24 protein-coding genes are annotated in these 22,820 nt (G+C 71.2%); 20 read left to right on the top strand and 4 right to left on the bottom strand.

Annotated features, from left to right (window positions below):
* Nucleotides 1-9: 9 nt before the first annotated feature.
* Nucleotides 10-279, bottom strand: a complete 270-nt coding sequence (locus VGB75_03335) for a DUF2631 domain-containing protein (GenBank protein ID HEY0166054.1) — start codon at nt 277-279, stop codon at nt 10-12.
* 132 nt (nt 280-411) lie between these two features.
* Here VGB75_03335 and dxr point away from each other — a divergent pair, with 132 nt between their 5' ends.
* The 7 genes from dxr to VGB75_03300 all read left to right on the top strand — a co-directional run bounded on the left by dxr (nt 412) and on the right by VGB75_03300 (nt 7,626).
* Complete coding sequence (gene dxr / locus VGB75_03330; GenBank protein HEY0166053.1) at nt 412-1,614, top strand: 1-deoxy-D-xylulose-5-phosphate reductoisomerase; 1,203 nt, start codon at nt 412-414, stop codon at nt 1,612-1,614.
* Nucleotides 1,615-1,710: 96 nt separating this feature from the next.
* Nucleotides 1,711-3,000 carry a site-2 protease family protein gene (locus VGB75_03325; GenBank protein HEY0166052.1) on the top strand — a complete coding sequence of 430 codons (1,290 nt, stop codon included), beginning with the start codon at nt 1,711-1,713 and terminating at the stop codon, nt 2,998-3,000.
* A gap of 69 nt (nt 3,001-3,069) precedes the next feature.
* Nucleotides 3,070-3,438, top strand: a complete 369-nt coding sequence (locus VGB75_03320) for an FKBP-type peptidyl-prolyl cis-trans isomerase (protein HEY0166051.1) — start codon at nt 3,070-3,072, stop codon at nt 3,436-3,438.
* Between the two features lie 91 nt (nt 3,439-3,529).
* Nucleotides 3,530-4,666, top strand: a complete 1,137-nt coding sequence (ispG, locus tag VGB75_03315; protein ID HEY0166050.1) for a flavodoxin-dependent (E)-4-hydroxy-3-methylbut-2-enyl-diphosphate synthase — start codon at nt 3,530-3,532, stop codon at nt 4,664-4,666.
* 55 nt (nt 4,667-4,721) lie between these two features.
* Nucleotides 4,722-5,924, top strand: coding sequence for a GNAT family N-acetyltransferase (locus VGB75_03310; GenBank protein ID HEY0166049.1), 1,203 nt, complete (start codon nt 4,722-4,724; stop codon nt 5,922-5,924).
* 110 nt (nt 5,925-6,034) lie between these two features.
* Nucleotides 6,035-6,889, top strand: a complete 855-nt coding sequence (locus VGB75_03305; protein HEY0166048.1) for a GNAT family N-acetyltransferase — start codon at nt 6,035-6,037, stop codon at nt 6,887-6,889.
* Complete coding sequence (locus VGB75_03300) at nt 6,889-7,626, top strand: HAD family hydrolase (GenBank protein ID HEY0166047.1); 738 nt, start codon at nt 6,889-6,891, stop codon at nt 7,624-7,626. The genes VGB75_03305 and VGB75_03300 overlap by 1 nt, the downstream gene beginning before the upstream one ends.
* 73 nt (nt 7,627-7,699) lie before the next feature.
* Here VGB75_03300 and VGB75_03295 read toward each other — a convergent pair whose 3' ends face one another.
* Both VGB75_03295 and VGB75_03290 read right to left on the bottom strand, forming a co-directional pair.
* Nucleotides 7,700-8,218 carry a DUF4439 domain-containing protein gene (locus VGB75_03295; protein ID HEY0166046.1) on the bottom strand — a complete coding sequence of 173 codons (519 nt, stop codon included), beginning with the start codon at nt 8,216-8,218 and terminating at the stop codon, nt 7,700-7,702.
* The gene (locus VGB75_03290) at nt 8,215-8,850 is read right to left on the bottom strand and encodes a hypothetical protein (GenBank protein HEY0166045.1); all 636 of its coding nucleotides are present in this window, start codon (nt 8,848-8,850) and stop codon (nt 8,215-8,217) included. The genes VGB75_03295 and VGB75_03290 overlap by 4 nt, the downstream gene beginning before the upstream one ends.
* Nucleotides 8,851-8,964: 114 nt before the next feature.
* Here VGB75_03290 and rimP point away from each other — a divergent pair, with 114 nt between their 5' ends.
* The 9 genes from rimP to nusB all read left to right on the top strand — a co-directional run bounded on the left by rimP (nt 8,965) and on the right by nusB (nt 18,278).
* Nucleotides 8,965-9,516 carry a ribosome maturation factor RimP gene (gene rimP / locus VGB75_03285; protein HEY0166044.1) on the top strand — a complete coding sequence of 184 codons (552 nt, stop codon included), beginning with the start codon at nt 8,965-8,967 and terminating at the stop codon, nt 9,514-9,516.
* A 3-nt stretch (nt 9,517-9,519) separates the two neighbouring features.
* Entirely contained in the window at nt 9,520-10,614 is a 1,095-nt protein-coding gene (gene nusA / locus VGB75_03280) for a transcription termination factor NusA (protein ID HEY0166043.1), read from the top strand.
* Nucleotides 10,604-10,963 (top strand): YlxR family protein, encoded by a 360-nt coding sequence (locus tag VGB75_03275; protein HEY0166042.1) that lies wholly within the window; start codon nt 10,604-10,606, stop codon nt 10,961-10,963. Before nusA ends, VGB75_03275 begins: the two co-directional genes overlap by 11 nt.
* A 170-nt stretch (nt 10,964-11,133) precedes the next feature.
* Nucleotides 11,134-14,013: a translation initiation factor IF-2 gene (infB, locus tag VGB75_03270; protein HEY0166041.1), complete on the top strand. Its 2,880-nt coding sequence runs from the start codon at nt 11,134-11,136 to the stop codon at nt 14,011-14,013.
* Nucleotides 14,014-14,125: 112 nt separating this feature from the next.
* Entirely contained in the window at nt 14,126-14,566 is a 441-nt protein-coding gene (gene rbfA / locus VGB75_03265) for a 30S ribosome-binding factor RbfA (GenBank protein ID HEY0166040.1), read from the top strand.
* Between the two features lie 86 nt (nt 14,567-14,652).
* The gene (locus tag VGB75_03260; protein HEY0166039.1) at nt 14,653-16,038 is read left to right on the top strand and encodes an MATE family efflux transporter; all 1,386 of its coding nucleotides are present in this window, start codon (nt 14,653-14,655) and stop codon (nt 16,036-16,038) included.
* Nucleotides 16,039-16,105: 67 nt separating this feature from the next.
* Nucleotides 16,106-17,008 carry a tRNA pseudouridine(55) synthase TruB gene (gene truB, locus VGB75_03255; protein ID HEY0166038.1) on the top strand — a complete coding sequence of 301 codons (903 nt, stop codon included), beginning with the start codon at nt 16,106-16,108 and terminating at the stop codon, nt 17,006-17,008.
* A 145-nt stretch (nt 17,009-17,153) separates the two neighbouring features.
* Nucleotides 17,154-17,717, top strand: coding sequence for an elongation factor P (efp, locus tag VGB75_03250; GenBank protein HEY0166037.1), 564 nt, complete (start codon nt 17,154-17,156; stop codon nt 17,715-17,717).
* Between the two features lie 138 nt (nt 17,718-17,855).
* Nucleotides 17,856-18,278, top strand: a complete 423-nt coding sequence (gene nusB, locus VGB75_03245) for a transcription antitermination factor NusB (GenBank protein HEY0166036.1) — start codon at nt 17,856-17,858, stop codon at nt 18,276-18,278.
* Between the two features lie 57 nt (nt 18,279-18,335).
* On the opposite strand, the gene VGB75_03240 is transcribed toward nusB, so the two are convergent.
* Nucleotides 18,336-18,845 (bottom strand): transcriptional regulator, encoded by a 510-nt coding sequence (locus VGB75_03240; protein ID HEY0166035.1) that lies wholly within the window; start codon nt 18,843-18,845, stop codon nt 18,336-18,338.
* Nucleotides 18,846-19,159: 314 nt separating this feature from the next.
* Between VGB75_03240 and pyrR the strand changes: the two genes are divergently transcribed.
* The 4 genes from pyrR to VGB75_03220 all read left to right on the top strand — a co-directional run bounded on the left by pyrR (nt 19,160) and on the right by VGB75_03220 (nt 22,818).
* Nucleotides 19,160-19,795, top strand: a complete 636-nt coding sequence (gene pyrR, locus VGB75_03235) for a bifunctional pyr operon transcriptional regulator/uracil phosphoribosyltransferase PyrR (GenBank protein ID HEY0166034.1) — start codon at nt 19,160-19,162, stop codon at nt 19,793-19,795.
* 82 nt (nt 19,796-19,877) lie between these two features.
* A complete protein-coding gene (locus VGB75_03230; GenBank protein HEY0166033.1) occupies nt 19,878-20,888 on the top strand; it encodes an aspartate carbamoyltransferase catalytic subunit in 1,011 nt (336 codons plus the stop codon).
* Nucleotides 20,885-22,219, top strand: a complete 1,335-nt coding sequence (locus VGB75_03225) for a dihydroorotase (protein ID HEY0166032.1) — start codon at nt 20,885-20,887, stop codon at nt 22,217-22,219. Before VGB75_03230 ends, VGB75_03225 begins: the two co-directional genes overlap by 4 nt.
* The gene (locus VGB75_03220) at nt 22,216-22,818 is read left to right on the top strand and encodes a transporter (GenBank protein ID HEY0166031.1); all 603 of its coding nucleotides are present in this window, start codon (nt 22,216-22,218) and stop codon (nt 22,816-22,818) included. Before VGB75_03225 ends, VGB75_03220 begins: the two co-directional genes overlap by 4 nt.
* Nucleotides 22,819-22,820: the final 2 nt, after the last annotated feature.

Here is a 22,820-nt window from a genome sequence, read left to right as displayed (position 1 = left end):
CGGGTGGCCTCAGCCGCGCCACTGGGTGCGGCGGCGCCTGCGGTCCCAGATCAGGCCCGCTGCCAGCACGACCATCATCGCGATCAGCGCCACGTCACCGGTGTCGTTGTAGTGGGTGGTGGTGAGCAGGGCGCCCAGGATCAAGAACGTGATCCAGCCGCCGACCTGGCGCCCGGTGACGAACTCGTGGTGCCAGCCCCAGTCCTCTGGGCGCTCGTGCTCCTGGGTCCGCGAGTGCTCGACGTCGGTGCCGGCGATGGGGTTGGACTCGGTTGCCACGTTCGATCACTCCTGTACGGCGGTTCGGCGTGCTCGGGCCAGCTCATTCTGGCACCCGCTCATTCTGGCGCCCGGAGCGGCGGCTGGGCAGGTCGGCGCCCCGGGCTTGCGCAGGTCGGCCAGAATGGCGCGATGAGCACTTCTGCCGGCCCGCGCCGAATCGTCCTGCTCGGTTCGACCGGCTCGATCGGCACCCAGGCGCTGGACGTGATCGGCGCCGCCGGAGACCGGTTCTCGGTCGCGGCTGTCTGCGCCGGCGGCGGCAACCTGGAGCTGCTCGTCGAGCAGGCGGTGCGCTGGCAGGTCGGTTATGTCGGCGTCAGCACGGCGGACGCGGCGCAGGAGCTGACCGAGCGGCTGGCAGCCGACTGGCCGGCCGGCCGGGCGCGACCGCAGGTGCTCGCCGGCCCGGAGGCGACTGCCGAGCTGGCCACCCTGGACTGCGAGGTGGTGCTCAACGGCGTGGCCGGAGCGCAAGGGCTGGGGGCCACCCTGGCGGCGCTGCAGGCGGGCCGGACGGTCGCGCTGGCCAACAAGGAGTCCCTGATCGCGGGCGGGCCGTTGGTGCTGGCCGCCGCCGCGGCCGGCCAGCTGGTGCCGGTGGACTCCGAGCACTCGGCGCTGGCGCAGTGCCTGCGCTCGGGCAGCGCCGCCGAGGTGCGCCGGCTGGTGCTGACCGCCAGCGGCGGCCCGTTCCGGGGCCGCCGGCGCGAGGAGCTGACTGAGGTCACCCCGCGGCAGGCGCTGGCGCATCCGACCTGGGCGATGGGGCCGCTGGTCACCACGAACTCGGCGACCCTGGTGAACAAGGGGCTGGAGCTGATCGAGGCCCAGTTGCTGTTCGGCGTGGGCTATGACCGCATCGACGTCGTGGTGCATCCGCAGTCGGTGGTGCACTCGATGGTCGAGTTCGTCGACGGGGCGACCCTGGCCCAGGCCAGCCCGCCTGACATGCGGCTGCCGATCGCGCTGGCGCTGGGCTGGCCCGACCGGGTCGCCGACGCCGCGCCCGGCCTGGACTGGCGCCAGTCGCAGACCTGGACCTTCGAGCCGGTGGACGACGAGGCCTTTCCCGCCATTGAGCTGGCGCGGGCGGCCGGCATCGCCGGAGGCTGCGCGCCGGCTGTCTTCAACGCGGCCAACGAGGAGTCGGTGGCCGCCTTTCACAGCGGGGCCTGTGGTTTCCTCGGCATAGTCGACACCGTGGCAGTGGTGCTCGAGCGCTGGCTCGGCGAAGAGCACGCCGCGGCCGGGAACCCGCGCGACATCGCCGACGTGGAACAGGCGCAGCGTTGGGCGCGCCGGCAGGCGAGAACGGCGCTGGGAATCGGGTAACCGGCCGCAGTTGGCCGCCGAGGCGCGCCGGACAGGGCACAATTGACGCTGAGACACCGCCGGGGCTGACCGGTGGTTTGAGAGGATGACACAGGCGTGCTTTACGCACTGGGCGTGATTGCCTTCGCCGTCGGGCTGTTGGCCTCCATCGCCCTGCACGAGATCGGCCACCTGGTCCCGGCCAAGAAGTTCGGCGTGCGGGTCACCCAGTACATGGTCGGCTTCGGCCCCACCCTGTTCTCACGGCGGCGCGGCGAGACCGAGTACGGCCTCAAAGCCATCCCGCTGGGCGGTTACATCCGGATGATCGGAATGGTGCCCCCGCGCGCGGACGGCAGCCGGTCGCGGTGGCCGCGCCGGATGGGCGAGCTGGTCGAGGAGTTCCGCGCCGCCAGCCGCACCGAGGTGACCCCGGCCGACGGCGACCGGCAGTTCTACCGGTTGACCCCGGGCAAGAAGATGATCGTGATGCTCGGCGGCCCGAGCATGAACCTGCTGATCTTCTTCATCCTCACCATCCTGCTGTACGGCTTGATCGGCTTGCGGGCGCCGACCACCACGGTCGGCTCGGTCAGCGAGTGCGTGGTCTCCAGCACCACCACCCAGCAGAGCTGCCCGGCCCCGACCAGCCCCGACTACCGCAAGGCCCCGGCCAACGGCGTGCTGCGGGCCGGCGACACGATCACCGCCATCAACGGCGCCCCGATCAAGAACTGGTCGGACGCGGTGCGGGTGATCGAGGCCTCGGCCGGCAAGACGATCAACCTGGCGGTGCGCCGCGACGGCCAGCCGACCCAGCTGAGCATCACCCCGGTGCTCAACACCAAGTACGCCGACGAGGCCGGCAACACCAAGCAGGCCGGCTTCATCGGCATCAGCACCACCGAGGCCTACCAGCAGCTGACCCCTGGCCAGATCCGCAGCGTGATCTGGCAGCAGCTGGGGCTGAGCGTGCAGGCCCTGCGGCAGTTCCCAGAGAAGATCGCCAGCCTGGTGGGCACGGTGTTCCAGGGCAATCCGCGCGACCAGGAGGGCGCGGTCGGGGTGATCGGCCTGGGCCGGATCGGCGGCGAGATCGCCGACAGCGCCGAGGTGGCGGCCCTGGACAAGATCTCGATGCTGATCAGCCTGCTGGCCAGCGTCAACCTGCTGCTGTTCTTCTTCAACCTGCTGCCGCTGCTGCCGCTGGACGGCGGCCACGTCGCCGGCGCGCTGGTCGAGGCGACCCGCCGCGGGTTTGCCCGGCTGCGCAAGCGGCCGAAGCAGATCTTCGTCGACGTCGCCCAGCTGGTGCCCGTGATGTACGTGGTGGCCAGCATCCTGATCGTCTTCTCGGTGCTGGTGATGTACGCCGATATCGTCAAGCCGATCACACTGACCAACTGAGCGCTTGACCTCTGACTGAGCACCAACCCGCGCACCTGAACGCCAACCCGCAACCTGAAGGAGAGTGCCTTGACCAAGCCCGTGGTCGACATGCCGACCGCCCAGCCGACCGGTGAACTGCAGATCCGTGACCTGATCGAGGGTGACGGGCCGGTCGCGCAGGCCGGTCAGCAGGCGATCGTGCACTACGTCGGGGTCGCGTACTCGACCGGCGAGGAGTTCGACGCCAGTTACAACCGCAACTCGCCGTTCAGTTTCGGTCTCGGCGAGGGACGGGTGATCGCGGGCTGGGACCAGGGCGTGCAGGGCATGAAGGTCGGCGGCCGTCGCGAGCTGATCATCCCGCCGCATCTCGGCTACGGTGATCGCGGCGCAGGCGGCGCCATCAAGGGCGGCGAGACCTTGATCTTCGTGGTGGACCTGCTCGAACTGCGCTGACCGCGCGCGTCGGAGTCCGCTCCGGCGAACATCTGCCCGCAGACATAGAAGGACCGAGGAGACTCCAGTGAGCGTTCCGATCGCGTTGGGCATGCCGACGGCGCCGCCGCCGGTGCTCGCGCCGCGCAGGAAGTCCCGCAAGATCGCGGTCGGCTCGGTGGCCGTCGGCGGTGACGCGCCGATCTCGGTGCAGTCGATGACGACCACGCTGACTTCTGACGTCAACGCGACCCTGCAGCAGATCGCCGAGCTGACCGCCACCGGCTGTGACATCGTCCGGGTGGCCTGCCCCAGCCAGGACGACGCCGACGCGCTCGCGACGATCGCCAGGAAGAGCCAGATCCCGGTGATCGCCGACATCCACTTCCAGCCCAGGTACGTCTACGCCGCGATCGACGCCGGCTGCGCGGCGGTGCGGGTGAACCCGGGCAACATCCGAGCCTTCGACGACCAGGTCGGCCCCATCGCGCGCGCCGCGGCCGACGCCGGGGTGTCGATCCGGATCGGGGTGAACGCCGGCTCGCTGGACAAGCGGCTGCTGGCCAAGTACGGCAAGGCCACTCCCGAGGCGCTGGTCGAGTCGGCGCTGTGGGAGGCCTCGCTGTTCGAGGAGCACGGCTTTCGCGACTTCAAGATCTCGGTCAAGCACAACGACCCGGTGGTCATGGTGCGCGCCTATGAGCTGCTGGCCGAGCAGTGCGACTACCCGCTGCATCTCGGGGTGACCGAGGCGGGGCCGGCGTTCCAGGGCACCATCAAGTCCGCGGTGGCCTTCGGCGCGCTGCTGAGCAAGGGCATCGGCGACACGATCCGGGTGTCGCTGTCGGCGCCCCCGGTCGAGGAGGTCAAGGTCGGCCTGCAGATCCTGCAGTCGCTCAACCTGCGCGAGCGCCGGCTCGAGATCGTCTCCTGCCCGTCCTGCGGGCGGGCCCAGGTCGACGTCTACACCCTCGCCGAGAAGGTGACCGCCGGCCTGGAGGGCATCGAGGTCCCGCTGCGGGTCGCCGTCATGGGGTGCGTGGTGAACGGCCCCGGAGAGGCGCGCGAGGCCGATCTGGGCGTGGCCAGCGGCAACGGCAAGGGCCAGATCTTCGTCCGCGGCGAGGTCATCAAGACGGTGCCGGAGTCGATGATCGTCGAGACGCTGATCGAAGAGGCGCTGCGGGTGGCCGAGGAGATGATGGCCGCCGGCGTCGGCTCCGGCGAGCCGACCGTCGCCATCAGCTGACACCGGCGGTAATCCGTTTGTGGCCGGTCGGTCCAGCGGAGCAGACTCAACGGTCGTGGACTTAGAACTCAGGCCGGGAACACCGCAGGACTACGACGAGATCCTGCGGTTGGACAGCCTCGCCTTCGGCGAGCACTTCACCCAGCAGGACGCCGCGGACGCCTTCGACGGGATTCCGCCGACGTTCACGGTGGCGACCGTGGCGGGCCAGCTCGTCGGGGTCACCGGCCACTACGACTTCACCATGACGGTGCCCGGCGGCGCGTTGCCGGTGCCCGGAGTCACCTGGGTGTCGGTCAGCCCGCTGCACCGGCGGCGCGGGGTGCTGCGGGCGCTGATGGACCGGCAGGTGCGCGACTTCGCCGCGGCGGGCGTGCCGGCGGCCATCCTGACCGCCAGCGAGGGCGGCATCTACGGCAGGTTCGGCTACGGCCCGGCGTCCTCGACGCGCCGCACCGTGATCGACCGGCGGCTCACCAAGCTGGCCCAGTCCGGGCAGAAGGCCGGCGGTGAGGTGCGGGTGCTCACCGCCGAGCAGGCCCGGCCGGTGCTGCCTGAGCTGCACCGCCGCTGGCGTGAGCAGGTGCCGGGGGCGCTCAACCGGAACGAGTCCTGGTGGGACCACCTGTTCCTGGACCGAGAGCAGCACCGGGGCGGGCTGAGCGCGAAGTTCTACCTGGCGCATCCGGAGGGTTACCTCAGCTACCGGGTCAAGGACAATTGGAACGACGGCATCCCGGCGCTGCTGTGCCGGATCACCGACTACGTCATCGGCAGCGATGAGGCGCACGCCGCGCTCTGGCAGGTGCTGCTGGGCATGGACCTGTTCCAGACCATCGAGAGCGAGCAGATCCCGGTCGATGACCCGCTGCCGTTCCTGGTCGACGACTTCCGGCAGGTGCGCACCACCGCGGTCAACGACGGCCTGTGGGTGCGTCCGGTCGACGCGGCAGCGACCCTGGCCGCGCGCACCTACCCGGTCGAGATCGAGGCGGTGATCGAGGTCGCAGACCCGTTGCTGGGGGACCAGCGGCTGGCGCTGACCGGCGGCCCGGACGGCGCCAGCTGCCAGCCGACCGACCGGCCGGCGCAGGTCAGCTTCGGCCTGGCCGGCCTGGGCTCGGCCTATCTCGGCGGGCACCGGCTGCACACCCTGGCCAGGGCGGGCGCGCTGCGCTGCGACGATCCCCGGCTGCTGACCCGGCTGGCGCTGGCGTTCTCCACCGACCGGGCGCCGTTCCACGGCACGTCGTTCTAGAGCTTCAACGCCTTTCGCCTCGAGCTTCAACGCCTTTCGCTAGAGCTTTAAACGCCTTTGGTCTAGAGCGCCGGTACGCCGTAGCCGGGCGCTGGCGGTACGTTTTGGATATGACCGTGATTCAGGTCCAGCCGCGGGTGCTGGCGGCTGCCGACGAGCTGGCGGTGCGGTCACTGGTGCAGCGCGACCGGGTGCTCAACTGCGTGGTCGAGGCCCGCTTGCGCCGCGCCCCGGACCTGAATCCGCAGCGGCTGGGCGGCTACCTCTGGGGCGTCGGCGAGGCCGGCGACGGGCTGCGGGCGGCGGCCTTCGCCGGCGGCAACCTGATCCCGGTCGGCGAGGACCTCGGCGCCCTGGAGTTGATCGCCGGCCAGCTGGCCCGGACCGGCCGCGGCTGCTCGTCGATCGTGGGAGCCTGCGACTCGGTCGAGGCGATGTGGGCGGTGCTGTCGCGGCGTTGGGGCCCGGCGCGCGCCGTGCGGGCCAGCCAGCCGCTGCTGTACGCCGACACGCCGTCGTCGGGCGTCGAGCCCGACAGCCGGGTCCGCCGGGTTCGTCTGAGCGAGTTGCCACAGTTCCTGCCGGCGGCGGTGTCGATGTTCACCGAGGAGCTCGGCATGTCACCGACGGGCCAGGACGCCGGACGCGGCTACCGGGCTCGGGTGGCCGAGCTGATCAGCTCCGGCCGGGCCTTCGCCTGCTTCGACGCGCGCGGCCAGGTCGAGTTCAAGGCCGAGATCGGGGTGCTGGGGAGCGCGACCGCTCAGGTCCAGGGTGTCTGGGTGCGCCCTGACCTACGCGGACGCGGAGTCGCCACGGCGGCGATGGCGGCGGTCCTGCAGCTCGCCCTGGAAGTCGCGCCGTCGGTGAGCCTGTACGTCAACGACTACAACATCGCCGGACGCCGGCTCTACGACCGGCTGGGCATGCGCCAGATCGGCACGCTGAGCACGGTGCTGTTCTGATGGGCGGCGCAGTCCTGAGCAGCCGACCCCTGGACGCGGTGATCTTCGACTGGGGCGGCACCTTGACGCCGTGGCACACCATCGACCCCTTCGAGTGCTGGCTGGCGGTCACCGCCGACGAGGCGCAGGCCGCCGCTCTGCACGCGGCCGAGAGCAGCGTGTGGGCGGCGATCAAGGACGATGACCACCGCAGCGGCACCTTCGACCAGATCGTGGAGCAGGCGGCCCTGACGCTGACCGAGCAGCAGCGTCGCACCTACTACCAGTGGTGGGACGCCCACAGCTACACCGACCCGGCGGTGCCCGAGCTGTTCAGCGCCCTGCGCGGACGCGGTCTGAAGGTGGGGGTGCTGTCGAACACGACCTGGCCGGCCGCCGAGCACCAGCGGATCTTTCAACGCGACGGAGTCGACCACCTGATCGACGGCGCGGTGTACTCCTCCGAGATCGCCTGGGCCAAACCGCATCCTGAGGCTTTCCGGGCCGCGCTGGACGCGGTGGGAGTCACTGACCCGGCCCGGGCGGTGTACGTCGGCGACCGCCTGTTCGAGGACGTCTTCGGCGCCAACCGGGTGGGCATGCACGCCGTGCTGGTGCCGCACAGCGACATCCCCGCGGCGCAGACCACCGGCATCGAGGGCACGCCGGACGCGGTGGTGCATGAGCTGCTCGACCTGGTCCCGCTGCTCGATGGCTGGTTGGCCGGCGGGTTGCCGGCGCGCGGCCGTCCAGACTGAAGCCGCCGGATCACGCGGCGCCGGCCTGCTCAGCGGCGCTGAGCCCCTGGCGGGCCGGTCCGAGCGTCGCTGACTACAGGCCAGGAAAGGCGACCGTGGGAGTCGCCGGGCTCAGCAGCGAGCGCCACTGGGTGGCGTTCAGGGCGGCGGTGCTCAACCCGGCCAAGGCCTGCCGCCGGAGGGCGGCCTGCTCGGCGGCGCTGAGCCCCTGGCGGCCGGCTCCGTTGGCGGCAGAGCCGCTCGCGCCGGACCCGGTGACCAGCACCGGCGCCACCAGCAGGTAGCGGTAGGCGGCGGCGCAGTCCTGCTCCAGCTCCAGCGCCCAACGCTGGGCGTCGGCCGGCGCGGTCACCGGCTTGGCCGGGGCGTAGCTGGCCTCGGCCGGCGCCGGGGTGGCCCGGCGGTTGACCAGTTGGGCCATCAGCTCGTCGCGGGCGTGCCGGTGGCGCCCTTCCAGGCCGCGAACCAGCTGAACCTGGCCGGGGTCGCGCAATGCCACCCCGATGACCGGATAGCCGAAGACCGCGGCGTGGTGGGCGGCCAGCACCCGCTGCAGGCCTCGGGCCACGGCGTCCTGGTCAGGCGCGGTCATCGGAGCACCTGGGCATGACTGGTCAGGCAGGCGGCGATGCTGCCCAGCAGCGGCACCACCTCGGCGGCGTGTGGCTCGGTGGCCGGCCAGTCCAGGCAGGCGCGGGTGGCAGCGGCCGCCGCGGCGCTGCTGGCCGCGGCCAGCGACGCGAGGATGGCGCCCGGCGGGGGAGTGCCCGCCGACACGGAGACGCCGGCAGAGGCGACGGGGGAGGAACCGCCGCCCGGCGACGCGCCGGCGTCCGGGGCTGAACTGCCGTCCGACGACGCACTGCCGTCCGGGCCCGACCTGCCGTCCGGGCCTGACCTGCCGCCCGACGCGGAGTCGGTGACGCCCAGCCGCCATCCCGGATAACGCTCCAGGACCGCGCGTAAGGCATTGCCGTGTGCCGCCACATCGGCACGCAGGCCGGCTACCCCGGGGTGCGCCGGTTGACTCGCCAGCGCCTGGTCATAGCCGGCCAGCAGACGCCCCTGCCGGGCCAGCGCGGCGGTCAGCGCCGCAGGCGGCGGTGGCGGTGGCGTGGCGAGCTTGTGCTTGAGCGGCCTGGTCAGGCCGAGCAGCGCGCCGCCGCCGAGCGCGGAAACCAGCAACGCCCTGTTCAACAGCGTTCTACGCGAGATGTCGGCCATGGCGCGAGCAGTCTCTCAGATGCCGGTAAGCTGGTAAGACAGCTTTAGAGCTGGCGCGCCGTACTTCACGGGGCATTCTTGGCCACAACTGGACACCGACGGGAGCGCCTGAACATGACCGCGCGAACGCCGCAACGTCAACAGCTGATCGAGCTGATCAGCCCAGTCATCACCGCTGCGGGGTATGACCTCGACGATCTCTCAGTGACCGCCGCCGGCCGCCGGAGCCTTATCCGGGTGAGTGTGGACGGTGATCACGGCATCGACCTCGACGCCGTCGCGACCATCTCCCGCACGATCTCAGAAGTGCTTGACGACGACAGCGGCAGCGGCGCGAGCTTCGCCGGCCCCTATGTCCTGGAGGTCAGCTCGCCGGGCGTCGACCGGCCGCTGACCCAGCCGCGGCACTGGCGGCGGGCCACTGGCCGGCTGGTCACGGTGGACGTCGACGGCCAGCCGCTCACCGGGCGGGTGGTGACAGCCGATGACTCGGCTGTCGTGCTCGAGGTCGCCGGCGCGCGGCGCAGCCTGCCGACGGCCGGCCTGGGTCCGGGCCGGGTGCAGGTGGAGTTCTCCCGGCCGGGCGAGCCCGAGCTTGACGACGACGACGCCGACTTCGACGGCGACGATCTGGATCATCAGCAGAACGACGAAGAGGAGGCCTGAGGCATGGTCTCAGTGGATATCGCAGCACTGCGCAGCATCGAGCGGGAGAAGGAGATCTCCTTCGAGACCGTCCTGCAGGCGCTGGAGACGGCACTGCTGACGGCGTACCGGCACACCAACCACCCGATGCCTCATGCCCGGGTCGAGATCGACTCCAAGACCGGCGCGGTCACCGTCTGGGCGGCGGAGTACTCGGCCGACGGCGAGCTGATCGAGGAATTCGACGACACCCCCACCGACTTCGGCCGGATCGCGGCGATGACCGCCAAGCAGGTGATCATGCAGCGGCTGCGCGACGCCGAGCACGAGCACACCTACGGCGAGTACTCCGGTCACGAGGGCGACATCGTCACCGGCATCATCCAGGCCGACGCTCACGCCTCCCAGCGGGGCCTGGTGCTGGTCAGCCTGGGCAAGGTCGAAGCAGTCCTGCCGCAGTCGGAGCAGGTGCCCGGCGAGGTCTACGATCACGGCACCCGGATCAAGTGCTACGTGGTCTCGGTGAGCCGTGGGATGCGCGGCTTGCAGATCACCCTGAGCCGGACGCATCCGAGCCTGGTCAAGAAGCTGTTCGCCCTGGAAGTGCCTGAGATCGCCGACGGCAGCGTCGAGATCATGGCGGTGGCCCGTGAGTCCGGCCACCGGACCAAGATCGCGGTCCGCAGCCGGGTGGACGGGCTCAACGCCAAAGGCGCCTGCATCGGGCCGATGGGGCAGCGGGTTCGCAACGTGGTGGCCGAGCTGCACGGCGAGAAGATCGACATCATCGACTACGACGAGGACCCGGCGACCTTCGTCGGCAACGCGCTCTCACCTGCTGCCGCGCGCGAGGTCCGGGTCATCGATCCGATCGCCAAGGCCGCGCGGGTGGTGGTGCCCGACTACCAGTTGTCGCTGGCGATCGGACGCGAAGGCCAGAACGCCCGGTTGGCCGCTCGGTTGACCGGCTGGCGGATCGACATCCACTCCGACGCCGAGCCGCCCGAGGCCGCTGAGCCCTCCGCCGAGGAGTGGGACGCCGAGCCGGCCATCGACATCCGGCCCGTGACTCGCGGGCCGGACCGATTGGTGGCCGAATCTGGCGCCGGTGGGGAGTAGAGTTGTCTCTGGCCGTCTGTCCGACGGTGGCCAGCTCGATGACGCGCGCGTACTGCGTACCTGCATCGGCTGCCGCCAGCGGACATCGGCCACCGAGCTGCTTCGCGTTGTGGCGGGGCCAGCAGCGTCTACCGAGGCCGGTGACTCTTCGAGTCCGCCGGGCACATCGGCTCAGGTGTTGCCGGACCCGCGACGCCGTGCCGCCGGACGGGGAGCCTGGCTTCACCCGGTCATCGGCTGCATGGAACTCGCCGAGCGTCGTCGGGCGTTCGGACGGGCGTTGCGCAGCACCGCCCAGCTGGACGCCACGCCGGTTCGGAAGTACGTCGAGTCGATCACCGGGTCATAGACCGGCTGACCGAGTCACCGATTGCCCTCTTGTCAGCCTCCGCTGACGAGTACGCAGCGAATGTGAGAAGAAGAGCTATGAGCACCCGATGAAGCGCCAACCATGATTGCGTTTCCCACCTAATTCGGGACCGTGCGGGCTTTCCGCCGGTCCTGCGACAAAGGAGTCCAGTGGCAGGCAAGGCCCGCGTACACGAGCTCGCGAAAGAACTCGGCGTACCCAGCAAGGAAGTTCTGGCAAAGCTCAGCGAACTCGGTGAGTTCGTCAAGAGCGCGTCGTCCACGGTCGAGGCGCCGGTCGCCCGGCGTCTGCGTGAGGCGTTCCCCGCCGCGGCTCCGGCTCCGGCTCCCAAGACCGCTCCCAAGCCCGCCGCGCAGCCGGTGGCCCAGCCATCCGCCGCGCCTTCGGTGATTCCGTCCGCGCCTGCGCCGGTCTCGGCGCCCGCGCCGACGCCCGCAGCGGCTCCGGCCGCTCCGGTGACTCCGATCGCGGCCAGCGCAGCCCCGCCGGCCGCTCCGGCGCCCGACGCCGGCCTGGCTCGGCCCGCGGCGCCGACTCCGACGCCGGCGCCCCGGCCCGGCGCGCCCCGGCCCGGTGGCCAGCAGCGAGTGGCGAACAACCCGTTCGGCGTGGGTGGCGGCCAGGCCCCGCCCCGCCCGGCGGCTCCGCGTCCGGGCGGAGCCGCGCCCGGTCAGTCCCAGATGCCGCCCCGTCCGGCCGGCCCCCGTCCCGGCGGCCCCGCCGGCGCTGGTGGCCCGCGGCCGAACCCGGGCATGATGCCGCCCCGCCCGAACCCGGGCATGATGCCCGGCCGCGGCGGTGGTCCAGGCAGCGCTGGCGGCCCAGGCCGTCCTGGCGCGCCCGGTCGTCCGAGCGGCCCCGGCGGCGCGGGCGCCGGTCGTCCCGGCGGTCCCGGTCGTCCCGGCGGCGCTCCCGGCGCCGGTGGTGGCGGCTACCGCGGCGGTCCCAGTGGCGGCGCTCCCGGCGCTGGCGGCGGTTACCGTGGCGGTCCCGGCGGCGGCGCCCCCGGTGGTGGCGCTCCCGGCGGCGGTGGCGGTGGCTTCGGCCCACGTCCCGGCGGCGGCGGTCCCGGTGGCCGTGGCCGAGGCGCTGGCACCGCGGGCGCGTTCGGTCGGCAGGGTGGCCGTCCGACCCGTGGCCGCAAGAGCAAGAAGCAGCGTCGTCAAGAGTTCGACAACATGTCTGCCCCGTCGCTGGGCGGCGTGCAGGTGCCCCGCGGTAGCGGCGAGGTGCTGCGGCTGCCCCGTGGCGCGTCGCTGTCGGACTTCGCGGACAAGATCAACGCCGAGCCCGCCGCCCTGGTGACGGTGATGTTCCATCTCGGCGAGATGGTCACCGCCACCCAGTCGGTCAATGAAGAGGTCCTGCAGTTGCTGGGCGCCGAGCTGAACTACAACGTTCAGGTCGTCAGCCCCGAGGACGAGGACCGCGAGCTGCTGGAGTCCTTCGACCTGACCTTCGGCGACGACGAGGGCGGTGACGAGGCGCTGGTCGCACGTCCGCCGGTCGTGACCGTGATGGGTCACGTCGACCACGGTAAGACTCGGTTGCTCGACGCGATCCGCAAGTCCAACGTCATCGCCGACGAGGCAGGTGGCATCACCCAGCACATCGGCGCCTACCAGGTGCACGTCGGCCACGACGGCGTCGATCGGGCGATCACCTTCATCGACACCCCCGGTCACGAGGCGTTCACCGCCATGCGTGCCCGTGGCGCCTCCACCACCGACATCGTGGTGCTGGTGGTGGCCGCCGATGACGGCGTGATGCCTCAGACGATCGAGGCGCTCAACCACGCCCAGGCGGCCGACGTTCCGGTCGTGGTCGCGGTGAACAAGATCGACAAGGAAGGCGCGAACCCGCAGAAGGTGCGCCAGCAGCTCACCGAGTACGGGCTGGTGGCCGAGGAGTACGGCGGCGACACGCTGTTCGTCGATGTCTCGGCGCGCAACAACCTCAACATCGACGGCCTGCTCGAAGGCATCCTGCTGACCGCGGACGCGGCTCTGGACCTGCGGGCCAACCCGCACCAGGACGCTCAGGGCATCGCCATCGAGGCGCACCTGGACCGCGGACGGGGTCCGGTGGCGACCGTGCTGGTCCAGCGCGGGACGTTGCACGTCGGCGACTCGATCGTGGCCGGCGACGCCTTCGGCCGGGTCCGGGCGATGCTCGACGACGACGGCAAGACCGTCGATCAGGCCGGCCCCGGCACTCCGGTGATGGTGTTGGGCCTGACGTCGGTTCCCGGCGCCGGTGACTCCTTCATCGTCGTCGAGGAGGACCGGATCGCGCGCCAGATCGCCGATCGCCGTTCGGCCCGGGAGCGCAACGCTCAGCTGGCCTCCAACCGGCGGCGGATCTCCCTGGACGACCTGGACAAGGCATTGGCGGCCGGTGAGGTTCAGCAGTTGAACCTGATCATCAAGGGCGACGTGTCCGGTTCGGTGGAAGCCCTTGAGGACTCGCTGCTCAAGATCGAGCTCAACGACGGCAATGACGAGGTCTCGCTGCGGGTGATCGGCCGTGGTGTCGGCGCCATCACCGAGAACGACATCAACCTCGCCATCGCCTCGGACGCGGTCGTGATCGGCTTCAACGTCCGGCCCGAGGGCAAGGCGCGTGAGGCTGCCGAGCGCGAAGGCGTCGATGTCCGGTATTACACAGTGATCTACCAGGCCATCGACGAGATCGAGGCCGCGCTCAAGGGCATGCTCAAGCCCGAGTTCGAAGAGGCGCAGCTGGGCACGGCCGAGGTGCGCGAAGTCTTCCGAGTCCCGAAGATCGGCAACATCGCGGGTTCGATCGTCCGCTCCGGCACCATCCGGCGAAACTCCAAGGCCCGGTTGGTCCGCGACGGCATCGTCGTCAACGAGCACCTGAACGTGGAGTCGCTGCGGCGGTTCAAGGACGACGCGACCGAGGTCCGCGAAGGTTTCGAGTGCGGCATCGGGCTCGGGTCGTTCAACGACATCAAGATCGGTGACATCGTCGAGACCTTCGAAATGCGCGAGAAGCCGCGCGGCTAAGTAGTCAGCCTTAGTCAGCGAGGAGTCCCAGAAGGTCATGCTCAGCGCCGCACGTCGGCGCTGGGCATGACCTTTCGGTGGGGCACTCACACCGACAGCAAGGAGTTCAGCCATGGCCGATTCGCCACGCTCCCGCAGAATGGCCGGTCGTATCCGGCAGATCGTCGCCTCCTACATCGAGAGCCAGATCAAGGACCCGAGGCTGGGCATGGTGACCGTCACCGACGTCAAGATCACCGGTGACCTGCACGACGCCTCGGTGTATTACACGGTGCTCGGCGACGATGTCGAACGGGCCGACTCGGCTGCCGCGCTCGAGGCTGCCAAGGGCCAGATCCGCAGCGAGGTGGGTCGCCAGACCGGAGTCAAGTTCACCCCGACGGTCTCCTTCTATCTCGACGAGCTGCCCCAGTCCGCCCAGCACATCGACGAGTTGCTCGCTCTGGCCCGGCAGGCTGACGCCCAGGTTCAGCAAGCCCGGGCTCACGCGGTCCCGGCTGGTGACCCCGACCCCTACCGCAAGCCTCGTGCAGCCGACGACGACGACGAGTAGCCGCGCGCCCGGCTACGGCGGCTTCAGCTGTCCGCAGCAAGGCTTTGTCGACCTGCTGATCATGTTCCGCGCGCTGTGAGCCGGCCTTGAGCAGCGATCCGGCGTTGAGCGGCCCCGAGCCGGGGTTGGGCGGCCCTGAGCCGGCGTTGGGCAGCTCGGCGCCGGTGAACGTCGTCGACGTCCCGACCCGCCGGATAGTGTCGCTGGCGGCCTCGGCCTTCGTGGTGCTGGCGGCCGAGCCGCTGTTCCTGCTGGTCGACACAGCGGTGGTCGGGCACCTCGGCCGGATCGAGCTGGCCGCCCTGGGCGCGGCCGGCACGGTGATGACGATGCTGACGGTGCTCGGCACCTCGCTTGAGTACGGCACCACCGGGCGGGCGGCCCGCTACTACGGCGCGGGCCGCCGCTCGGCCGCGGTGAACGAGGGTGTCCAGGCGTCCTGGCTGGCGCTGTGGATCGGGCTGCTCGCCGTGCTGGTCGGCCAACTGGTGGCCAGGCCGGTGGTGCAGGCGATCACCGGCGGCCCGGGCCCGGTCGCCGACGCGGCCACCGAGTGGCTGCGCGTCGCCATGCTTGGGTTGCCCGGCATTCTCATCGTGCTGGCCGGCAACGGCTGGCTCAGGGGCGTGCAGGAGACCCGGACCCCGGTGCGGATCGTCGTCGTGGCCAACGCGCTGTCGGCGGCGGCCTCGCCCCTGCTGGTCTACCCGGCGGGCCTGGGCTTGACCGGCTCGGCGATCGCGAACGTGCTCGCCCAGTGGGTCGGGGCGGTGCTGATGCTGCGGGCGATCCGCGCCGAGGGGGTGCCGATCGCCCCCGACTGGAAGGTGATGCGGGCGCAACTGGTGGTCAGCCGTGACCTGGTGGTCCGCGCGCTGGCATTTCAGGCCGCCTACCTCACCGCTGCCGGGGCGGCCGGCCGGATGGGCGCGGCAGAGCTCGCCGCGCACCAGGTCGGCCTGCTGCTGTGGACGTTCATCGCCCTGCTGCTGGACTCGTTCGCGATCGCGGCGCAGGCGCTGATCGGCGCGGCGCTGGGCGGCGGGGCGGTCGCGGCGGCCAAGCGCACCGCCTGGCGGGTCAGCCGCTACGGGTTCACCGCCGGGGTGGTGTTCGGCGCGGTGATGGCGGCCGGCTGGTACCTGATACCGACGCTGTTCACCTCCGATGAGGGAGTCCGCGGGCAGCTGCACGTGCTGTGGCCGTGGCTGGTGTGCATGATGCCGGTGGCCGGCATCGTCTTCGCCCTGGACGGCGTGCTGCTCGGCGCCGGCGACAACGCCTTCATCCGGACGGTCACCGTGGTCGCGGCGCTGGGCGGCTTCGTCCCGATGTGCCTGCTGGCCCTGTGGCTGGACTGGGGGCTGGCCGGCGTCTGGGCGGGCCTGGCGGCCTTCATCGGGCTGCGGTTCGTCGGGATGGTGTGGCGGACCTGGACCGGTCGCTGGCTGGTGGTCGGCGAGCAGCGCTGAGGCGTGCGGCGTCCCGTTCGCTACCCTCTGGCAGGACGCGACGGGCTTGCACTATGCGAAGGACGACATGGCGAAGAAGGGCCCGACCGGGCCGGGTGGGTTGATCGTCGTCGACAAGCCGGCGGGCATGACCTCCCACGACGTGGTCTCCAAGGTCCGCCGGATCGCCGGCACCCGCCGGGTCGGGCACGCCGGCACGCTGGACCCGATGGCGACCGGGGTGCTGGTGCTGGGCGTGGAGCGCTCCACCAAGCTGATGAACCACCTGATCCTCACCGACAAGACCTACCGCGCCACGATCAGGCTGGGCATGGCGACCAGCACCGACGACGCCGAGGGCACGGTGCTGTCGACCGCCTCGGCCGCTGGGCTCGACCCCGGCGCCGTCACGGCCGCGGTCGCCACCCTGACCGGTGAGATCCTGCAGCGGCCGTCCTCCGTGTCGGCGATCAAGGTGGGCGGCGAGCGGGCCTACGCCCTGGTCCGGGCCGGCCAGACGGTGGACCTGGCGCCCAGGCCGGTGACGGTCGAGCGGTTCGAGATCCTCGGCGAGCCGCGCCAGGTCGGGGACTTCTGCGATGTCGACGTGGTCATCGACTGCACGTCGGGCACCTACATCCGGGCGTTGGCGCGTGACCTTGGCGACCTGCTCGGAGTCGGCGGCCACCTCACCGCGCTGCGCCGGATGAGGGTGGGGGTCTTCAGCCTGGATCAGGCGCTGACCCTGGAGCGACTGGCCGAGCTGCCCGACCCGATCATGCTGCCGCTGCCCGCGGCGATCGCGGCCACCATGCCGGTGCGCCGGCTGGCCCCGGACGAGGCCAGCGAGTTGACCTTCGGGCGCACCATCGCTCCGGCCGGCATCGAGGGCGTCTACGGCGGGATCGCCGAGACCGGCGAGGCGGTGGCGCTGCTGCGTGAGTCCGGCGGCCGAGCCCGGCCGGTGCTCGGGTTCACCCCGGCCAGTTGAGACGCGCCCGCCGGGTCGGCGGGACGGCCACGGCGCGGCGGCTAAACTAACTGGCGAAGAGCCCGCCTGCGGTTCGCGCTCGCGGCGCGTCCGAGCTGCGCTCAGGCAGTGCATCAATCCCATTTTTTAGGAGACGTAGCGACTCATGGCCAGCACGAATGACCTGAAGAACGGCCTGGTGCTCAACATCGACGGCCAGCTGTGGACCGTCGTGGAATTCCAGCACGTCAAGCCGGGCAAGGGCGGCGCATTCGTGCGGACCACGCTGAAGAACGTGCTGTCGGGCAAGGTGGTCGACCGGACCTTCAACGCCGGCACCAAGGTCGAGACCGCGACGGTGGACAAGCGGGCGATGACCTTCCTGTACAAGGAGGGCGAGGACTTCGTCTTCATGGACGGCGACACCTACGAGCAGATGCACGTGCCGGCCGCGGTGGTTGGAGACGGCGCGAACTACCTGCTCGACAACGCCGAGGCGGTGGTGGCGGTGCACGAGGGGCTGCCGCTCTACATCGAGCTGCCGACCTCGGTCGAACTGCTGATCACCTACACCGAGCCGGGACTGCAGGGTGACCGGGCGACCGGCGGCACCAAGCCCGCCACCGTCGAAACCGGTGCCGAGGTGCAGGTCCCGCTGTTCGTCACCACCGGCGAGAAGATCAAGATCGACACCCGGGACGGCCGTTACCTCGGCCGGATCAACGGCTGAGCTGAGTGAGCATTAACAGCAGGGTGACGCGCCTAGCGAGCAGCGCAGGCGCGCCAGCGCCGAGGAGCGCAGCCAAGCGCGCGATGAGCGCTGCCAAGCGTGCGGTGAGCGCTCGCGCGAAGAGCGGGATGATCTGACATGGCCGCCCGCAGCAAGGCCCGCAAACGCGCAGTCGACCTCATCTACGAGGCTGACCTTCGGGGAGCTGACCCGGTGACGACGCTGGCCGAGCGGATCGCGCTGGCCGACCCGCCGGTCAACGACTACACCATCGAACTCATCGAGGGGGTGGCCGAGCACCGGGCGGCGATCGACCAGTTGCTCAGCGACTACTCAGAGGGCTGGACCTTGGCTCGGATGCCGGGGGTGGACCGAGCCGTCCTGCGGGTCGGTCTCTATGAGCTGCTGTGGGCCGCTGACGTGCCTGACGCGGTGGCCATCGACGAGGCGGTCGAGCTGGCCAAGGTGCTGTCCACTGACGAGTCACCCAAGTTCGTGAACGGGCTTCTGGGCAGGGTGCTGCGCGACCAACTGCCGGCCGGCGGCGCGACCGCCACCTGAGGCTCTCAGTCTGGCGAGGCTCTCAGTCTTCTGAGGCTTTCAGGACCTCGCAGGCTCTCAGTCGAGCTGGCCGTGCCCGATGGAGCCCGGGGCCAGCACGCCCCAGCTGAGCAGCTTCTCGGTCAACCGCTCCAGCGACGTGTCGAACATCAGAGCCAGCGCTCGCAGGTCCTCGCCGCGGATCGAGAGCACCTTGTTGCCGTAGTCACCACGCTGGCGCTGGATGGAGTGGGCGTAGCGCACCAGCGGCGCGGCGTCCTCGGCGGGCACGTGTTGCAGCTTCTGCAGGTCGAGGACGACCTTGCCACCGCTGTCAGCCCGGCTGCTGGGCGCGCCGTCTTCGGTGGGCAGCAACTCTGAGATGGGCACGCCGTAGAACTCGGCCAGCTCGGCCAGCCGGGCCACCGACACCGCGCGGTCGCCGCGCTCGTACGAGCCGACCACGACCGCTTTCCACTTGCCGTTGGACTTGCGCTCGACACCGTGCAGGGACAGTCGCTGCTGGGATCTGACCGCTCTCAGCCGGGTGCCGAGCGCGCGGGCGTACTCACGATCGCCGGGAGCCAGCCCGGCAGCCTCGGGGCCGACGCCTTCAGCGCCGGGGGCCGCGGCGACGTCTTCACCGATGGTCGGAGTGTTGTGCTCAGTCACGTCCCCGTCCTTAACGTAAGTGGCCACGCATGGTAATCGTCTCGTCGGACTTGTCACCCAATGTCGGCTGGTAACGCTGACTTCACAGGGTAACACTTCCACATACTGTAACCGGGTAACCCGACACTAGCCTGCGGCGTGGTTGCCGTCCTTCATTCTGCTACCGTCAGTGTCGATTCGACGTCCTTTAACGACTCGTCCAGTGAGGCGGGGAAGGGGGTCTTCGCAGCATGCCTGCGCAGCCAAGCCCGGCGACACCTGTCGGCGCCACGCCCACTTTCACCGCGCCGGCCGTCTCGGTGCCGCCGTCGACACCGCGGTCCGCCGGCGCCAAGACGGTCCTGCACGCCGCTGACATCTCCCGGGTGCTGGACCGGATCGCCCACCAGATCCTGGAGAAGACCCGAGGCGGCGCCGACGTGGTGCTGCTGGGCATCCCGACCCGCGGCCAGCCACTGGCGCACCGGTTGGCCGCTCGCATCGCCGGCTTCTCCGGCGTCGAGGTGGGCCTGGGCAGTCTGGACATCACCCTCTACCGCGACGACCTGCGCACGCAGGCCAGACGACCGCTGGGGCGCACGGTCGAGCCGGTGGGCGGGGTGGACGGCAGGCTGGTGATCCTGGTCGATGACGTGCTGTTCTCCGGTCGCACCGTCCGAGCCGCGCTGGACGCCCTGACCGACCTGGGACGCCCACGCGCGGTGCAGCTGGCGGTGCTGGTCGACCGCGGCCATCGCGAGCTGCCGATCCGGGCCGACTACGTGGGCAAGAACCTGCCGACCTCGGTCGAGGAGCAGGTGCGGGTCAGCCTGACCGAGACCGACGGCGTCGACGAGGTCAGCATCGTCGGCGGGGGGATCGCATGAGCGAGCATCGAGGCAGCGCCAGCGAGGCAGGAGCGCAGCCAATGGCGGGGATGAGCGCTCGCGCGAAGACCGTGGAGATCGCATGATCAGGCACCTGCTCTCAGCCGGTGATCTCGACGCGGCCGGCGCCAACCAGATCCTGGACTCGGCCGAGCAGATGGACGCGATCCAGAACCGGCAGGTCAAGAAGTTGCCGGCGCTGCGCGGGCGCACCATCGTCAACCTGTTCTTCGAGGACTCGACCCGGACCAGGTCGTCCTTCGAGATCGCCGGAAAGTGGCTCTCGGCCGACGTGATCAACGTCAGCGCCAAGGGCTCCAGCGTCAGCAAGGGCGAGAGCCTGCGCGACACCGCCTTGACCGTCGCCGCGCTCGGGGTGGACGCGCTGGTGGTCCGGCATCCCAGCTCCGGCGCCGTGCAGCGGATCACCGAGTGGGTCGACTGCCACGTCGTCAACGCCGGCGACGGCACCCACGAGCACCCGACCCAGGCGCTGCTGGACGCGTTCTCGCTGCGTCGCCGGCTCGGTGAGCTGGCCGGACGGCACATCGTCATCGTGGGCGACCTGGTGCACAGCCGGGTGGCTCGCTCCAACGTCATGCTGCTCACCACGCTGGGCGCCCAGGTGACGCTGGTCGCGCCGCCCACCCTGATGCCGTCCGGCGTGCATGGGTGGAACTGCACCACCAGCTGGGACCTCGACGCCACCCTGGCAGGCAAGGTGGCCGGCGACGTCGACGCCGTGATGATGCTGCGCGTCCAGCGCGAGCGGATGGGCGCCAGCTCGACAGGCGGCCGGGCGGCGGTCGGCTACTTCCCGACCGAGCGCGAGTACGCGATCGGTTACGGCCTGAGCCCGGCTCGGCTGGAGCTGCTGCCCGAGCACGCGCCGGTGCTGCATCCGGGTCCGATGAACCGCGGCCTGGAGATCTCATCGGCGGCGGCCGACAGCGGCCGGTCCCTGGTGCTGGACCAGGTCCGGGCCGGGGTGGCCATCCGGATGGCGGTGCTCTATCACCTGCTGGCAGGCGCCGACGAGGTGTCCGGCGCGCTCAAGGCGAGTCCGAACGAGCCGGCAGGGGCGTCCTCGTGACCGGCTTCGCGCGCCCGGCGCCGGTGCTGCTGCGCGGGGCGCGGCCGCTGGGCGCGGCGCCGACCGACGTGCTGCTGGCCGACGGCGTCATCGCCGCGGTCGGGCCCTCGCTGAGCCTGCCCGACGGCGCGCAGCTGATCGAGGCCGAGGGCGCGGTGCTGCTGCCGGGGCTGGTCGACCTGCACACCCACCTGCGCGAGCCCGGACGCGAGGACACCGAGACGATCGCCACCGGCTCGGCCGCGGCCGCGCTCGGCGGGTTCACCGCGGTGCACGCGATGGCCAACACCAACCCGGTCGCAGACACCGCCGAGATGGTCGAGCAGGTGGCCCGGCTCGGTGAGCTGGCCGGCCTGGTCGACGTCCGGCCGGTCGGGGCGGTGTCGCGGGGGCTGGCCGGCGAGCAGCTGGCCGAGATCGCCAACATGGCGCGCTCAAGCGCTGCGGTGAGGGTGTTCAGCGACGACGGGCACTGCGTCAGCGACGCACGGCTGATGCGCCGGGCGCTGGAGTACCTCAAGCCGTTCGACGCCGTGCTGGCCCAGCACGCCCAGGACCCGCGGCTGGCCGACGCCAGCTGCTGCGCCCACGAGGGCGAGCTGTCCGGCCGGCTGGGGCTTCCCGGCTGGCCCTCGGTCGCCGAGGAGAGCGTCATCGCCCGTGACGTGATGCTGGCCCGGCACACCGGCTCGCGGCTGCATGTCTGCCACGTGTCCAGCGCCGGCAGCGTCGAGGTGCTGCGCTGGGCCAAGGCCCGCGGGATCGCCGTCACCGCCGAGGTGACCCCCCACCACCTGCTGCTGACCTGTGACCTGCTGAGCAGTTATGACCCGGTCTACAAGGTCAACCCACCGCTGCGCCCGGCGGAGGACGTCGAGGCGCTGCGTGCCGGCCTGGCCGATGGGACGATCGACGCGGTGGCCACCGACCACGCCCCGCACGCCGCGCACGACAAGGACCACGCTTTCGGCGACGCCGCGTTCGGGATGCTGGGTCTGCAGACCGCCCTCGGCGTGCTGATCGAGACGATGGTCGAGCCCGGCCGGCTGGACTGGGCCGGCCTGGCCGACCGGATGAGCGTCCGACCTGCGCTGATCGGCCGGCTCGCCGGGCACGGCCGTCCGATCGCGGCGGGCGAGCCGGCCAACCTCACCCTGATCGATCCGGCCGGCAGCTGGCTGGTCGAGCCGGCCAGGCTGGCCTCGCTGGCACGCAACACCCCGTTCGCCGGCCGGCGGCTGCCCGGCCAGGTGCTGGCCACCTTTCTGCGCGGCCGGGCCACCGTGCGCGACGGCGCGGTCCTCGCCCCGTCCGCGGCGGTGCGGGCATGACCCGCTGGCAGCTGGTGGCGGCGTGCGGCGTGCTGTTCGCGCTGGCCCTGGCCGGCATGTGGCTGGGCTGGCGACGCCGCGGCCGGCGCCAGGACTGGCTGCCGGAGTTGCCGGCAGTGCCGGCCGCGCTCGGGACCGAGCTGGCCGCGCCGCTGACCGGGCTCTACGTCGGCAGCACCCTGGCGACCCGGTGGCAGGACCGGATCGTGGCCGGCGGCCTGGGCGCCCGGGCCGAGTCGGTGGCCAGGCTCACCGAGGCGGGGGCGCTGATCCAGCGGCAGGGCAGCACGCCGATCTTCATCCCGGCGCCGCAGCTGATCGACGCGCGGCTGGAGCCGGCGCTGGCCGGCAAGGTGGTCGGCCGAGGCGGCCTGCTGGTGCTGCGCTGGCGCCACGGCGAGCAGGATCTGGACACCGGCATCAGAGCTGATGACAAGACCGGATACCCAGCGTGGATAACGGCGATCGAGCACCGGGCCCAGCCCGGCAGTAAGCCTAACGACAGCGCGGCGAATGGCAGCGCGGCGAACGGCAGCCAACCGAAGGGCAGCCAACCGGCCGGTGACGTCCGGCCCGGCGTCTGGCAGCACGAGCAGTGACG

Source organism: Jatrophihabitans sp. (genome assembly GCA_036399055.1).
Taxonomy (GTDB): Bacteria; Actinomycetota; Actinomycetes; order Mycobacteriales; family Jatrophihabitantaceae; genus Jatrophihabitans_A.
This window is presented reverse-complemented; position numbering and strand designations above follow the sequence as displayed.